13 protein-coding genes are annotated in these 13,449 nt (G+C 65.0%); 9 read left to right on the forward strand and 4 right to left on the reverse strand.

What is annotated here, in order from left to right; genetic code table 11:
• Positions 1 to 12: 12 nt before the first annotated feature.
• The gene (locus AC6IY7_RS06810) at positions 13 to 1,272 is read right to left on the reverse strand and encodes a NupC/NupG family nucleoside CNT transporter (RefSeq protein WP_497782312.1); all 1,260 of its coding nucleotides are present in this window, start codon (positions 1,270 to 1,272) and stop codon (positions 13 to 15) included.
• Between the two features lie 260 nt (positions 1,273 to 1,532).
• On the opposite strand from AC6IY7_RS06810, the gene AC6IY7_RS06815 reads away from it, so the two are divergent.
• On the forward strand, positions 1,533 to 1,694 hold the full coding sequence (locus tag AC6IY7_RS06815; protein WP_497782313.1) for a hypothetical protein: 162 nt from the start codon (positions 1,533 to 1,535) through the stop codon (positions 1,692 to 1,694).
• Positions 1,695 to 1,734: 40 nt separating this feature from the next.
• On the opposite strand, the gene AC6IY7_RS06820 is transcribed toward AC6IY7_RS06815, so the two are convergent.
• Positions 1,735 to 3,450, reverse strand: a complete 1,716-nt coding sequence (locus tag AC6IY7_RS06820; RefSeq protein WP_497782314.1) for an adenylate/guanylate cyclase domain-containing protein — start codon at positions 3,448 to 3,450, stop codon at positions 1,735 to 1,737.
• Between the two features lie 49 nt (positions 3,451 to 3,499).
• Between AC6IY7_RS06820 and AC6IY7_RS06825 the strand changes: the two genes are divergently transcribed.
• The 4 genes from AC6IY7_RS06825 to AC6IY7_RS06840 all read left to right on the forward strand — a co-directional run bounded on the left by AC6IY7_RS06825 (position 3,500) and on the right by AC6IY7_RS06840 (position 8,308).
• Entirely contained in the window at positions 3,500 to 4,189 is a 690-nt protein-coding gene (locus AC6IY7_RS06825; protein WP_497782315.1) for a Crp/Fnr family transcriptional regulator, read from the forward strand.
• Between the two features lie 128 nt (positions 4,190 to 4,317).
• A complete protein-coding gene (locus tag AC6IY7_RS06830; protein ID WP_497782316.1) occupies positions 4,318 to 5,469 on the forward strand; it encodes an FIST signal transduction protein in 1,152 nt (383 codons plus the stop codon).
• Positions 5,470 to 5,488: 19 nt separating this feature from the next.
• Positions 5,489 to 6,376 carry an aldo/keto reductase family protein gene (locus AC6IY7_RS06835; protein ID WP_497782317.1) on the forward strand — a complete coding sequence of 296 codons (888 nt, stop codon included), beginning with the start codon at positions 5,489 to 5,491 and terminating at the stop codon, positions 6,374 to 6,376.
• A gap of 108 nt (positions 6,377 to 6,484) precedes the next feature.
• The gene (locus AC6IY7_RS06840; protein WP_497782318.1) at positions 6,485 to 8,308 is read left to right on the forward strand and encodes a patatin-like phospholipase family protein; all 1,824 of its coding nucleotides are present in this window, start codon (positions 6,485 to 6,487) and stop codon (positions 8,306 to 8,308) included.
• 177 nt (positions 8,309 to 8,485) lie between these two features.
• Here the strand turns inward: AC6IY7_RS06840 and AC6IY7_RS06845 are convergent, their stop codons facing one another.
• Positions 8,486 to 9,412 carry an alpha/beta fold hydrolase gene (locus AC6IY7_RS06845; RefSeq protein WP_497782319.1) on the reverse strand — a complete coding sequence of 309 codons (927 nt, stop codon included), beginning with the start codon at positions 9,410 to 9,412 and terminating at the stop codon, positions 8,486 to 8,488.
• A gap of 284 nt (positions 9,413 to 9,696) precedes the next feature.
• Between AC6IY7_RS06845 and AC6IY7_RS06850 the strand changes: the two genes are divergently transcribed.
• The 4 genes from AC6IY7_RS06850 to AC6IY7_RS06865 are packed head-to-tail and all read left to right on the forward strand — an operon-like array spanning position 9,697 to position 13,134.
• The gene (locus tag AC6IY7_RS06850; RefSeq protein ID WP_497782320.1) at positions 9,697 to 9,843 is read left to right on the forward strand and encodes a hypothetical protein; all 147 of its coding nucleotides are present in this window, start codon (positions 9,697 to 9,699) and stop codon (positions 9,841 to 9,843) included.
• Positions 9,836 to 11,095 (forward strand): class I SAM-dependent methyltransferase, encoded by a 1,260-nt coding sequence (locus tag AC6IY7_RS06855; RefSeq protein WP_497782321.1) that lies wholly within the window; start codon positions 9,836 to 9,838, stop codon positions 11,093 to 11,095. Before AC6IY7_RS06850 ends, AC6IY7_RS06855 begins: the two co-directional genes overlap by 8 nt.
• Positions 11,096 to 11,123: 28 nt before the next feature.
• A complete protein-coding gene (locus AC6IY7_RS06860; protein WP_497782322.1) occupies positions 11,124 to 12,275 on the forward strand; it encodes a fatty acid desaturase family protein in 1,152 nt (383 codons plus the stop codon).
• Between the two features lie 4 nt (positions 12,276 to 12,279).
• Positions 12,280 to 13,134, forward strand: a complete 855-nt coding sequence (locus AC6IY7_RS06865; RefSeq protein WP_497782323.1) for an alpha/beta hydrolase family protein — start codon at positions 12,280 to 12,282, stop codon at positions 13,132 to 13,134.
• Positions 13,135 to 13,154: 20 nt separating this feature from the next.
• Here AC6IY7_RS06865 and AC6IY7_RS06870 read toward each other — a convergent pair whose 3' ends face one another.
• Complete coding sequence (locus AC6IY7_RS06870) at positions 13,155 to 13,427, reverse strand: DUF1640 domain-containing protein (protein ID WP_497782324.1); 273 nt, start codon at positions 13,425 to 13,427, stop codon at positions 13,155 to 13,157.
• Positions 13,428 to 13,449 lie beyond the last annotated feature (22 nt).

The raw sequence follows: 13,449 nt of genomic DNA on the forward strand, positions 1-13,449 counted from the left end.
CCGCCGCCTTCCTCAGCCGCCGAAGAGCAGCCCGGCGACTGTGGCGCTCATGCAGGTGGCGAGCGTGCCGGACAGAATGGAGCGCAGGCCGAGACGCGTGACCTCCGCGCGCCGGCCCGGCAGCATCACATTCAGCCCGCCGACGAGAATGCCCATGCTGCCGAAATTGGCGAAGCCGCACAGCGCATAGGTGAGGATCAGCCGGCTCCGCGGCGACAGCGCCTCGGCGCCTAGCGCGCTCATATCGCGATAGGCGACGAATTCATTGACCACCGTCTTCGTCGCCATCAGCAAAGCGGCCGCTGGCGTCTCGCTCCAGGGGACGCCGATCAGCCAGACGACCGGACGGAAGGCATAGGCGAAAGCGAGCTGCAGGCTCGGCGTCTCGCCGCCGATCTGCGGCAGATGCGCGAGCGCCATATTGACCAGCGTCACCAGCGCGATCGTCGTCAGCAGCACGCTGATGATGCCGACCAGCGGCCCGACGCCGTCGGCGACGCCCTTGACGATGGCGTCGAACGCCCCAGTCGGCGGATTTTCGACGGCGAGTTGCGCTTCGGAATTGTCTTTATAGATGTCCCAGGGCGACATCACCGCGGCGACGGCGATCGCCGCCGGCGTCGCGATCACCGAGGCGATGAGGATATGGCCGAGCGCGTCCGGCAGGAAGGGCGCGACGAAACCCGCATAAATGACCATGACCGTGCCGGCGACGCCGGCCATTCCGCAGCTCATCAGCGCGAACAGCTCGCCGCGCTGCATGCGCGCGAGATAGGGGCGGATCAGCAGCGGCGCCTCGATCATGCCGACGAAGATGTGAACCGCCGCGCCGAGCGCCAGCGCGCCGGAAAGGCCCATGGAGCGCCGCAATAAAAAGGCGAAGCCGCCGGCGATACGCTGCAAGACGCCCCAATAGAAGAGCAGCGAGGCCAGCGCCGATACGGTCAGCACCATGGGCAGCGCCCTGAAGGCGAGAATGAAGCCGGCGCCCGGCGTCTTCTCCTCGAAGGGCGTCGGGCCGCCGCCGAGATAGCCGAAAACGAAGCCCGACCCCGCCTCGGTCGCCGTCTGGAGCGCGTTGGCGGCGTCATTGGCGAGCATCACCGCCTGTCTGGCCGGCGGAAAATGCGCGAGGACCAGCGCCACGGCCAATTGCAGCGCCAGTCCGCCGAGCACGACGCGCCAGGGAATGCGCCGCCGATCGTCGCTGACCGCGAAGGCGAGGAGAAGGAAGCAGAGGAAAGCGAGCAGCGATCGAGCGATATCCGCCATGGCGCCTTGGATCTCCGAGGGCTTCGCCGAGCATATCTCGGCGACAGCCCGATTTTGCCGGACGAGGCCCTATGCGCTCGTCCGGCGCGCCAGAGCGATGCAAATTCGGGGTCCAGGCGCGGGGAGCAGGCCGTCGACCGACGCATCGCCGTGACTCGTGGCTTTCGCCACATCTTCGAGCCGCGCTCCGGGCGAGAACAGCGACGTCGGCGACGCCCGGCGAACACGACGACTTCATCCGACCAATAGGGGGAACGACAATGAAACTCGACCTTTCCGCTTTTCGATTTTTGACGAATCTGCGCGCGAAAGCCCTCACGCTGATTTTGGGCCTCGCTCTTAGCGCCGCGGCGCTGTCGCTCGGCGGCTGCACCTGCGCGAACGCCGACGGAACAGAGGTCGCTTGCCCGGAAACCTATTGATCGCGCCGACCTGCGTCGCCAGGCCGACGCAGGTCGGGGATCAGACCGCGGCCCGCTCGCCGCTCGCCAGCCAGCGCTCGAAATCGCCGAGCCGCTGAAACGGAAAGGCGGGCAGCGATTCGTCACGGCCGCGGATCGGCGCCTCGACGACGGCGTGCGGCGGCCGCAGCTCCGCGGCGGCGCAGGTCTGCGCGGAGACGAGCGCCACGCAATTCATCTCCTTCGTCAACGCCTCGAGGCGCGCGGCTATATTGCCGGTGTCGCCGAGAAATTGCAGCGACTGCCGATCCGAGGAGCCGACCGCCCCGACGATGGAGAGACCGCTGTGCAATCCGACGCCGAAGGCGAGCGGCGCGTCGAGATCATGAGCGAATTCGCGGCTGACGCGCCGGATCGCGCGCCAGACGCCCCGCGCCGCGCGCAATGCGGCGCGGGCGCCCTCGCCGGCGTCGCCATCGAGACGAAACAGGCTCATGACGCCGTCGCCGGCGACGCTCGTCACATGTCCGCCCTCCGCCAAAATGGCGTTTGTCGTCGCGCGAATATAGGCGTCGACGATATAGATCGCGTCATAGGGAAGGCGGTTGGCGGCGAGCTTGGTCGAATCGCGCAGATCGACGAACATCGCCGTCACGAAAATCTCGCGGCCCTGATCGAGCAGCACGCGCAAGCCGTCGAGCGGGCTGTCCGCCGGCAGCATGGGATAGACGCCGAGATCGCAGCACGGCCGCGTCTGACAGGCGAGGCGCACGCCCTCCGGCGCGCCGATGCGCCGCAATGTCGCGAGCTCCGCGGGGCTCGGCGGCGGCAGATCCGCCTCGCCATAGAGCACGCGAATGCGGCAGGTGGAGCAGCGCGCGCGCCCTCCGCAGACGGAGGCGTGCGGAATGCCCTCGAAGCGGCTGGCCTCCAGCACGGAAAAGCCGACGGGCGCGCGGACGCTGCGCCCGTCGCGATAATCGATGCGCACCGTGTCGAACAGACGTTCGCGAAGATTGCGAAGGGTGCGCAGCAGCAGAACGGCCGCGAGAAGCACGAGATAGCCGACCTGCAGATCGAGGATGATCGCGGCGAGCATCGCCGGAACCTGCGCATGCGGCGAGCCCTTCGCCGGCGGCCCATGCGCCTCGATGACGCTCTCGTCCATATAGGCGCGCAGAATGAGCTCCCAACCGGAGTTGAGCAGGCCGGCGATGGCGAGCGCCGGCACGGCGAGGGCCAGCAGCAGAAACAGCGTCTGACGCCGCCGATACCAGTCGCGATAGCGCAGCCACATGTGAATGCCGATGCAGCCATGCGTCCAGATGAACACCATCAGCAGAAATTGCCGCGGCAGGCCGATCGTCGGATCGGTGATCCAAAAGTGATAGAGGATGCGAAAGTAGGAATCCTCCAATCCGAAGGCGAGCACGGCGACGCGCGTGTCGGTGACATGGGGCGCGAGCAGCAGCGGAATGGTGAGGCCGAGACAGAGCTGCCAGGCCTCTATCGCCGGCATGCGCAAATGCCGTCGGCGATAGAGCGCATAAAGGCCGAGCGACATATGAATCGTGAAGCATGTCAGCAGCAGGACGACGCCGAAGCTCGTGCGCCAGGGAACGAGAATGACGTCGTGGCCGATCGCCTGGAGGTTGTCGAGAAAGAGCAGCCCGGTCGCGTGAGAGATGAAATGGCAGGTCGCATAAGTGAAGAGTATGAGGCCGGTGATGAGCCGCGTCTTGCGCTCGAGATCGAAGTTGACACTCGAAACCGACATGGATCATCCTTCGGAACGGTAGAATGGCGAATTTTCAGGAACGCGGCGCATGATACGGAAAAACCAGACTCTTGCACGCGTTAGTTTGTTTCGCTCGCTGCCCGAGGCGGAGATCGCGCAGCTCGACGCGCGTTGCGTGTGGCGCCGCGCGCAGGAGAAGGAGTGCATACTCAATTATAAGGACGACAGCGCCGATATTTATTTCGTGGCCTATGGCGACGTGCGCGTGTCGATCCAGAGCGTCGCCGGCAAGGATCTGATGCTGCGCGTCATCAAGGAGGGCGAGTTCTTCGGCGAGCTCTCCGCGCTCGACGGCAAGCCGCGCTCGGCGGCGATCCATGCGATAACCGATACGATCATCGCCCGCATGAGCCCCACCACGTTCCGCGAGGTCATTCATCGCTATCCGAATGTCTGCGACAAAGTGCTCGAGACGCTGACGTCCGAGGTGCGCCGTCTCACGACGCGCGTCAATGAATTCACCAATCTCGACGTGCGTGGGCGCATTCATGCGGAATTGCTGCGGCTGGCGCGCAGCGACGCCGGCGGCGAGAATCGCGGCGTGATCTCGCCCGTCCCGACGCATGCGGAGATCGCCGCGCGCGTCAGCACGCATCGCGAGGCGGTCACACGCGAGCTGAACCGGATGGAGCGGGCGGGCCTGCTCGAACGCCGCCGCGGCGCCTTCGTTTTGCTCGATCTCGCCGAGCTGTCGGCCTCCGTCGAGGGCGCGCGGTAGAAGCCTCCTCGACGTCGCGGGAAGCCCCCTTCCCCGGCCCGAGAGCGGGCCCGGCGTCGCGCGGCACGCTCGTTGCTAACCGCTCAGCGACGTCGGAATGGGATGTCGTCGGTTCTGAGGACGAGACGATGAGCAAGTTCATTTACGCCCATGCCGGCGACGCCGATTGGAAAAGCGCCCTGGCCTCCTGCCTCGAGCAGGCCGAGCGCCAGCGGGGGGACGCTCCCGCGCCCAATCTCGGCTGGTGCTATGTCACCGACCATCACACCCAGGCGGCGGGAAGCATCATATCCGCGCTGCGCGAGCATTTGCCCGGCGTCCATTGGGTGGGAACGGTCGGGGTCGGCGTCGGCGCCGAGGCGGTGGAATATTTCGACGCGCCGGGCATCGCGATCATGCTGGCGGACCTGCCCGCCGGCTCCTTCGAGCTGTTTTCCGCTCCCGAGCGGCTGGAAGGCGCCGCAAAGGGCTTCGAGCCTTTCACGGCTCTGGTCCACGCCAGCGGCGGAACCCCCGATCTGCAGGCCAAGCTCGAAGCCGCGAGCGCGAAGCTCACCACTGGCTATTTGTTCGGCGGCCTGTCCTCGGCGCGCAATCAGGCGCTGTGCTTTGCGGACGAGGTTCTGCCGGGCGGCCTTTCCGGCGTGGCCTTCGGCCCGCAGGCGACAGTGTTCTCACGCGTCACCCAGGGCTGCCAGCCGATCGGGCCGCTGCGCACGGTCACGCGCGCGCAAGGCAATTATCTCGTGACTCTCGACGAGAAACGCGCCCTCGACTGCGTGTTCGAGGATATCGGCCTCTCGCCCGACGTCGGCGACGTGGAGCTGCGCCAGGAGCTGGCCCAGACTCTGGCCGGGCTCGTCGCCACCGGCGAGGATGTCTCCGCCCGGCCGGGGCAATTCGGCACGAATACGGAAGTGCGCCATATCGTCGGGGTCGGCCGCAAGGGCGGGCTGCTGATGATCGCCGAGCAGCTCGAGGCCGGCATGCGGCTCGCCTTCTGCAAGCGCAATGCGGAGGCGGCCAAGCATGATCTGCTGCGCATCGTCGCGGAGGTGCGCGCCCAGGCGGAGGCCGCCGGCGGCATGAGGGGCGCCCTCTATATCAGCTGCTCGGGACGCGGCGGACCGCATTTCGGCGAGCCCAATGCGGAATTCCGCATGGTTCATCAGGCGCTGGGCGGGACGACGCCGCTGATCGGCTTTTTCGCCGGCGGGGAGATCGCCCGGCATCATCTCTACGGCTATACTGGGGTGCTGACGGTTTTCGCCGGAGCCTGACGACGAGGACAGCGCCAAAATGACGCCAGAGCCGGCGGAGCCGAGACGAGACGATCCGAGCAAAATCGTCTCCGCCCAAGGGGTGGTCATGCCCCGCATCATCTATGGCACGGCCTGGAAGAAGGAGCGCACCGCGTCTCTGGTGGAGCTGGCTCTGCGCGCGGGCTTTCGGGGGATCGACACCGCCTGCCAGCCCAAGCATTACAATGAGGCCGGAGTGGGCGAAGGGCTGGCCGCGGCGCTCGGCGCAGGCCTCGCGCGCTCGGACCTCTATCTACAGACCAAATTCACACCCTTCGGCGGGCAAGACCCCGAGAACATCCCCTATGACGCCGAAGCCCCCATAGCGGAGCAGGTGCGGCAGTCGTTTCAGGTGTCTCTGCGCAATCTGGGCGTCGATCATCTCGACGGATTGGTCCTCCACTCCCCCTATCCTAAGGACAGCGACACTCTGGAGGCGTGGCGGGCGATGGAGGCCCTCCAGGAGCAAGGCGGCGTGCGCCAATTGGGCGTCAGCAATTGCTATGAGCCGTCCCGGCTGGAGACCCTGTGGACGAATGCGAGGATCAAGCCCGCCGTGATCCAGAATCGCTTCTACGCCAAGACCTCCTATGATCGGGAGCTGCGCGCCTTCTGCCGGGACCACGGCGTTCTCTATGAGAGCTTTTGGACCCTGACCGCCAATCCGGAGCTTTTGGCGAGGCCGGAGCTCGTCGCTCTGGCCGACGAATATCGGCGAAGCCCGGCCCAGCTGTTCTTCCGCTTTCTGACCCAGCGGGACATTCTGTGCCTGACCGGCACGTCCTCGGAAGATCACATGCGCCAGGATTTGGCGATTTTCGACTTTCGCCTGCGCGAGGAGCAATGCGCGGTCCTCGACGCGCTGCTGGAAGTCGCGCCGGCGTGAGCGGTCGCTAGAAACCGCCCTTGCATTCTCGCGCCCGGCCGATGATCATGCGCCCCGCTTGGTCGCGCGGCGGGGCGCGACGAACCGCACCGGGGCCAACGCATTTCCATGGCGAAGACGCTCGTACCGGAAGATCAGAGCTTCTGGCAGGACCTCGACGATGAGGATCGCAACAAGATCAAGGCCGGCGTGCGGATTCGCCGAATCGCGCGCGGCGAGGCGCTGATCGAGAGAGGCGCTCCGTCGGAGACGCTCTATATCGTCAATTTCGGCCAGTTCGGCGTGACCAACGCCGCCAATGGCGAGATCGTCGCCGAGATCGGCAAGGACCAGCTCATCGGCGAAATGGGCTTCTTCACCGACGAGCCGCGCAGCACCAGCGTGATCGCCATGCGCGATTCCGAGGTTCTGGAGATCGACCGCGCGCAATTCGACGCGCTCGTCGCGCAATTCCCCGATATGCAGCGCGCCGTCACCCGCTCGCTGGCCAAGCGCCTCGCCCGGCTCGGCGAGATCACCCGGCGCAATTTCCGCCAGAGCAGCCGCGTGCGCGTGATCGCGCTGATCGCCGCGGGCGGCGGGTCCATTCCGGACGGCTTCAGCGCGCGCCTGCTGCGGGCGATCAACGCGCGCGCGCGCGGCTGCGTGCGCGATTCCGCCGACGCCCGCGCGCATTTTTCGAACAGCGACTACGATCGCTACGCCGTCGCGGATTGGCTCGGCGCGCTGGAGCAGGAGAATGATTTCGTCGTCTGCGTCGCCGACGGCGAATTGAACGAATGGACCCGCGCAGTCCTGCATTCGGCCGATCTGCTGATCATGGCCGTGAATGGCGGGTCGCAGGCGCTCAATCCGATCGAGAATTTCGCCTTCACGCTCTTTCCCGCGAGTCATCGGCGTATCGTCAAGCTCTGTCCGCATCGGACGCAGGACGCCGATCCTTCGGCGCCCTGGCTGCGCGAGCGCGAAGTCTTCATGCTGCATCACATCGCCCTGGATTCCGGCGCGGATTTCGATTGCTTCGCCCGCTTTCTCACCGGCCAGGCGATCGGCTTCGTCGCCGGCGCCGGCGGCGCGCTCGGCCTCGCCCATATCGGAATCGTCAAAGCCTTTCAGGAGGCGGGCGTCGTCTTCGATATTTTCGGCGGCAGCAGCATCGGCTCCGGCATGGCGGTGGCCTTCGCGCAATTGAAAAGCCCGGAGGAGGTGGAGGCCGCCATTCACGAAATCTTCGTGCAGGACGCCGCGCTGAAGCGCCTCACTCTGCCGAAGTTCGGGCTGCTCGACCACACCATTCTGGAGGCGGCCTTGGCGAAGTCCTACGGCGCCATCGCTTTCGAGGATTTGTGGCGCCCGAGCTTCGCCATAGCGACCGATCTCTCCACCTATTCCATGCGCGTCATTCGCTCCGGCCCGACATGGCAGGCGGTCCGCGCCTCCTGCGCCATCCCTGGCGTGCTGCCGCCCTTCTTCGACGAGGACGGGCATATGCTCGTCGACGGCGCGGTCTCCGACAATGCGCCGATCGCGCCGATGCATTCGCTGAAGAACGGCCCCAATGTGGTCGTCGATCTGCGAAACTCCGACCCGCGGCTCTATGATTTCGACTATCGATCGCTGCCCGGCCGCAATGAATTGCTGGCGTCCATGCTCAATCCGCTGCGCCGCAAGCCTTTGCCCGATTGCCCCTCGCTCGCCAGCGTCATTCAACAGGCGGTGTTCAGCAATATTCGCGAGAAGCCGGAGTTCGCCGGCGCGTTCGACCTCACCGTGCAGCCGCCCGTCTGTCCCGGCGCGAGCTTCATGACCTGGGACAAGCACCGCGAGGTCGCGGAATTTTCCTATAAATGGGGCCTGGAGACGATCGCGCGGCTGGAGGCGGAAGGAAATCCCGCCCTCGCCGAGATGCGCCGCCTGTCGCAGCCGAGCTGAACGCGCGAGCCTCCTCAGGGTGATCGCGTCACGCGGCGCTCGCCGCCTTCCTTCTCCCCGCTCGCGGGGAGAAGGTGAGGATGAGGGGCCTGGAGCATTTTCGGCGTCTGACCAACGCCCCGAGCCCCACACCCCGGCCCTCACCCCGCTCGCGGGGAGAGGGGGAAAGCAACCGCCTCACGCTGCGTCCAGCGCCGCGCGCAGCATGGGCAGATAGCGCTGCGGATTTTCCAGCATGGGAAAATGCCCGCAATTCTCGAAGAGCACGAATTCCGCCTCCGGCAGAAACGCCTTCAGCGAATCCCCGATCGTCGCCACGAGATTATGCGTCGGATCGCTGTCGCCCCAGACGATCGTCACCTTGCGCGGACTTGCGACATAGGGCTTCTCCGGCGTCGCCATCAAGGCCTGATAGGCGTTGCAGAGGCAAAAGCAGCCGCCGCGATCGAGGCCGGCGATCGCCTCCTCGGCGAGCCTCGGCGCGAGAGCCGCGGTCGCCGGCGGCAGGGCGACCTTATACCAATGGCGCGTCACCACGTGATCGAGCGCGCGCATGAACATCTGCCCGACATAGGGCCGCCGAATCAAATTCATGCGATCGGTTCCCGCCGCCCATTTCTGCGCCTGCGAGATCGACACGGTCTGTTGCAGCATCAAATGGCGCACGCGATCCGGCCGCGCCGCCGAGAAGGCCACTCCGGCGAAGCCGCCGAGACAGGCCATGTCCAGCACAGCGTCTCTTATGTCGAGCTGCGCGAAGAATTCGTCGAAGACCTCGCAATAGCTCGGGACGTCGAAGCGAAAGCCCGATTTCACGAAGGACTGGCCGAAGCCGGGCGTCTCCACGCAAATGACGCGCGCGTGGTTCGACATTTCGTCGATGATCGGCAGATATTGCTCGATGACATTGGGCGGATCGGGCACGATCACCAGGGTTTTATCTCCAGCGCCGCTCTTTTGCGGCGCGATGAGCGTGCGCAAGGTCGCGCCGCGCGTCTCGATGAAACGGCCGGTCGCGCCATTGAGCGTGGGCCCCGCCTCGCTGCGAGCGGCGCGCGCGCGCCGATCCGCCCACAACCAGCGCGACATTTCGATTGCGTCCATTTTTTCCGTCTCCTCGCCGCCCTTTGAAATCGATGCGCGCGGCAATCGCGCTCGCGCCGGATTTCTATAGAGCGGGCGCACCGACGCGCCCTGTGTGGCGGCGCACACAATTTCATCCGGCTCCTCTCTAACACTTCGGGACAGGCTCGAGCCGGACGTCGCCCACAAGAAACGACGAATGGAATGCGAGCGCAAGCTGAGCAGCTTGTCAACATGCAGAAATAATGTGACAAATATTGTCACAATGTTGTCGTGCAGCGTCTCCGCGCAGCAAGGCGAACGGCATGAAGAACAAGGGCGCAGCGCAGATGGCGCAGGTGCGCGAAAGGTTTCGCGTGTCGTTTCCGGCGCGAGTGAGCGCGGAAATTCTTTTTGGAAGCGCGCAACATCATTTGGAGAGTCAGAATGACGAATGCGAGATTGATGCCTGAACACACCGCGCATGATTTCGACGCGAAGACGTCGCGCGGACAAATTTCCATCGCGCAGATGCTGGGAGCGCGTCGGCCGAAAGACGCTTTCTTCGAAATGCTGTCGCGTCATCTCCATCGCGGAACGCTGATCGTGCGCTACAATGGCGTCGATCATCGCTTCGGCGCCGGCGACGAGGCGCCGATCGTGCTGCGCGTCCTGCGCGAGGATTTCTTCAGCCGCGTGCTCGCCTTCGGCAATCTCGGCATGGGCGAAGCCTTCATGGCGCAGGATTTCGAGGTCGAGGACGGCCGCCTCGTCGATTGCCTCACCATGCTGTGCCGCGCCGGCCTGCATAAGAAGCTGCGCTCCGATTGGAGCTTCCTCTTCCGCTATGCCGGCATGCTCGCGAGCAATCGCCTCTCGAGCCCTGCGACCAATGTCCGCCGTCATTACGACATCGGCGAAGACGTGTTCGACGCTTTTCTGCTCGACCGCTACCAGGTCTATTCCTGCGGCTATGCGCATTCGCAGGACGATGACGCCGATCTGCTGCAGCAGCGCAAGCTCGATCGCATTTGCCGCAAGCTCGAGATCGAGCCGGGCCAGTCGCTGCTCGATATCGGCTGCGGCAAGGGCGGCATGCTGATTCACGCTGCGCTGAATTTCGGCGCGCGCGGCGTCGGCGTCACCAATAGCGTCGCGCATCATGCGCGCGCGCAGGAAAACGCCGAGAAATACGGCGTCTCCGATCGCGTCCGCTTCATCCTCGGCGATTATCGCGAGATCGAAGGCTCCTTCGACCGCATCGTCAGCGTCGGCATGCTGGAGCATGTGCGGGCCAAAGATTATTCGGCCTATTTCGGCGCCATCGAGCGTCTGCTCGCGCCGACGGGCCGCGGCCTCGTGCATGTCATCGGCTGCAACACGGCGATCAATCGCCACGATCCCTTCATCCAGAAATATGTCTTCCCCGGCTCCGACACGCCGAAACTCTCGGCCATGACGACGGAGCTCGAGAACAACAGCCTCGCCATTCTCGACGTCGAGAATATGGCGCGCCATTACGCCGTGACCCTGCGCCGCTGGCTGGAGGCCTTCCGCGCCAATTGCGGAACGCTCGATCCTGTGCGCTACGACACGGTCTTCAAGCGCATGTGGGAATATTACCTCAGCTGCGGCGTCGCTTCTGCGATGGCGGGAGACCAGGCGCTCTATCAGCTCCTCTTCACCAAGGATTTTCACGCGCCGTATCGCCTGCAGCGCGTCTGAGACGAATTTTCGTTTTTCGGGGGTGCATATGTCTAGGGAAGCAAATCAGGATTTCGCGCGTCTGCGGGAACAGGTCCGTCGCGCAGGATACGGCCGCAAGCTGACGGCGATCGGCATTGCCGAATGGCTGCTGTTCATCGCCTTGACGGCGACGGGCGTCTCGCTCGTCATCGTCTCGGACATGCTCATCGTCAAGGCGATCGGCATGATCCTCGTCGCCTATGGCTGCATGGGCATGTCGACCAATGGCCACACCGCCTCGCATCATGCGATCAGCAACACGCCATGGGTCAATGAGTTCATCATGTATTTCGACTTTCCGTTCTTTCTCGGAGTGTCGGGCAATTACTGGCGTCATAAGCATGTCGTCGTGCATCATCCCAATCCGAACGTGATCGGCGTGGACGACGACGCCGATCTGGCGCCGGTGTTCACGCTCAACGACCGCGATCTGAAGAAGGCCAGCGGCCTCGTCCGATGGTGGTTCGAGCATCAGGGCTATTTCTTCCCCATCGTTCTGCTCGGCAATTCTTTCGGGGTCGCCTTCAAGGGCTGGCGCTTCCTCATCCGCGAGCTGAAGGACGACGAGCGCCGCAACCGGCAGAGCTGGATCGATCTTTCCTGCATGATCGGACATTGGATCGTGTGGATCGTCATCCCGATCGCTATTTTCGGCTTCGCCAATGTCGCGCTGTTCTTCGTCGTGCAGATGTTCATGATGTCTTATGTCATGTTCGCCCTCTTCGCTCCGGCGCATTATCCGGAAGAAGCGATCCAGGTGACGAAGGATGCGACGCGCGACAATTATCTGATGCTGCAGACGGCGACCGCGGTGAATTTCGAGACGGGTCCGATCGGCCGGCTGCTGTGCGGCGGCGTCGATTTCCAGATCGAGCATCACCTCTTCCCCTGGATCAGCCCGCGTCACTATCCGCAGCTCGCGCCCATGCTGCGCCGGTTCTGCGAGGAGCACGGCTATCCCTATCGCTCGCAAGGCTGGGGGATCGCCACCTGGAAATCCGTCGTCACCCTCTTCGAGCCGAAGAAGATCGAGGAGGAGTTCCCCGCGGTTGAAAACCTGCCGCTCGCCGCTCATTATCAGCAGCAGAGCAGAATCCACCGCGAAGCCGAGGCGCCGCTCGCCGAGCCGACTGGCGAGACGGCGATGGGGAAAGCATGAGCGCATGAGCCACGCCGGCGACGGCAATGTGAGTTCGGTGACCATCGCCGCGAGAGACGGAGCGTCTCTCGCGGCGACGCTGTTTTCGCCGCCCGGCGGCGAAGGGCCCGTCGTCGTCATCGCCGGCGCGATCGCTGTGAAGCAGAAATTCTACGAGCGCCTCGCGCGCTTTCTCGCCGCGCGCGGCGCCGCGGTTCTCACTTTCGATTATCGCGGCGTCGGCGCCTCGCGCCAATTCGGAACGCCGCACGGCGGCCTGCGCGCCTGGGGCGAGCAGGATCTCGCCGGCGCTCTGGATCACGCGCTCGCGCTGGCGCCCGATGCGCCCTTGCGCGTCGTCGCCCATAGCGTCGGCGGCCAGATGGTCGGGCTCGCCGAGAATAATCATCGCATTCGCGCCATGCTGGCGATCAGCACGCAGATCGGCGATTGGCGGCTATGGCCGGCGCCGCGCAAATATGCGCTCTGGCTGCTCTGGAACGCGCTCTTGCCGATCCCGGCCGCTCTGCTCGGCTATTTTCCGGCGGCGCGCCTCGGGCTCGGCGAAGACCTGCCGAAGGAGGCGGCGCTCGAATGGGCGCGCTGGTGCCGCAGCCCGGACTATTTCGTCGACGCGGCGGGGCGGCCTTTTCCGGGATGTTTCGAGGGCTTCACGGGAGCGATTCGGGCCTTGGCCATCGAGGACGATTGGATGGCGCCGAAACCGGCGGTCGACGCGCTGATGCGTCGCTACCGGCGCGCCAGAATCGAGCCCATGGCGATTCGCCCCGAGGCGAAAGCGATCGGGCATTTCGGTTTTTTCCGCGACCCCGGCCGCCCCTATTGGGACGATTGCGCGCGCTGGTTGATGGAGAGCTGAGCGGCGCGCGGCGCGCTGCGTCAATGTCCGGCCGGCAAATAGCGGATCACGGCGAGGAGGACGCCGACCGCGGCGACGATCAGCCCTCCGAGCTTCACCGTCATGCGCAGCTCGACTTCGCGAAGCTCCGCCCGAACCGCGGCAATGTCGGCTTTCAGCTCCGCTTTGCTGGCGGCGAGATCGGATTTGGTGACGAGTTCCTGGCCCGTCGCTTCTGCGAACGCCTCCGCGGTCGCCTTGGCCACGCCTGCGGCCTCGAGCTTCTTCAGAGTGTCGAAGGCGACGGCTGTCACGGCATTTCCCTTTGGACGCCCT

Source organism: Methylosinus sp. is20ea, from assembly GCF_059718135.1.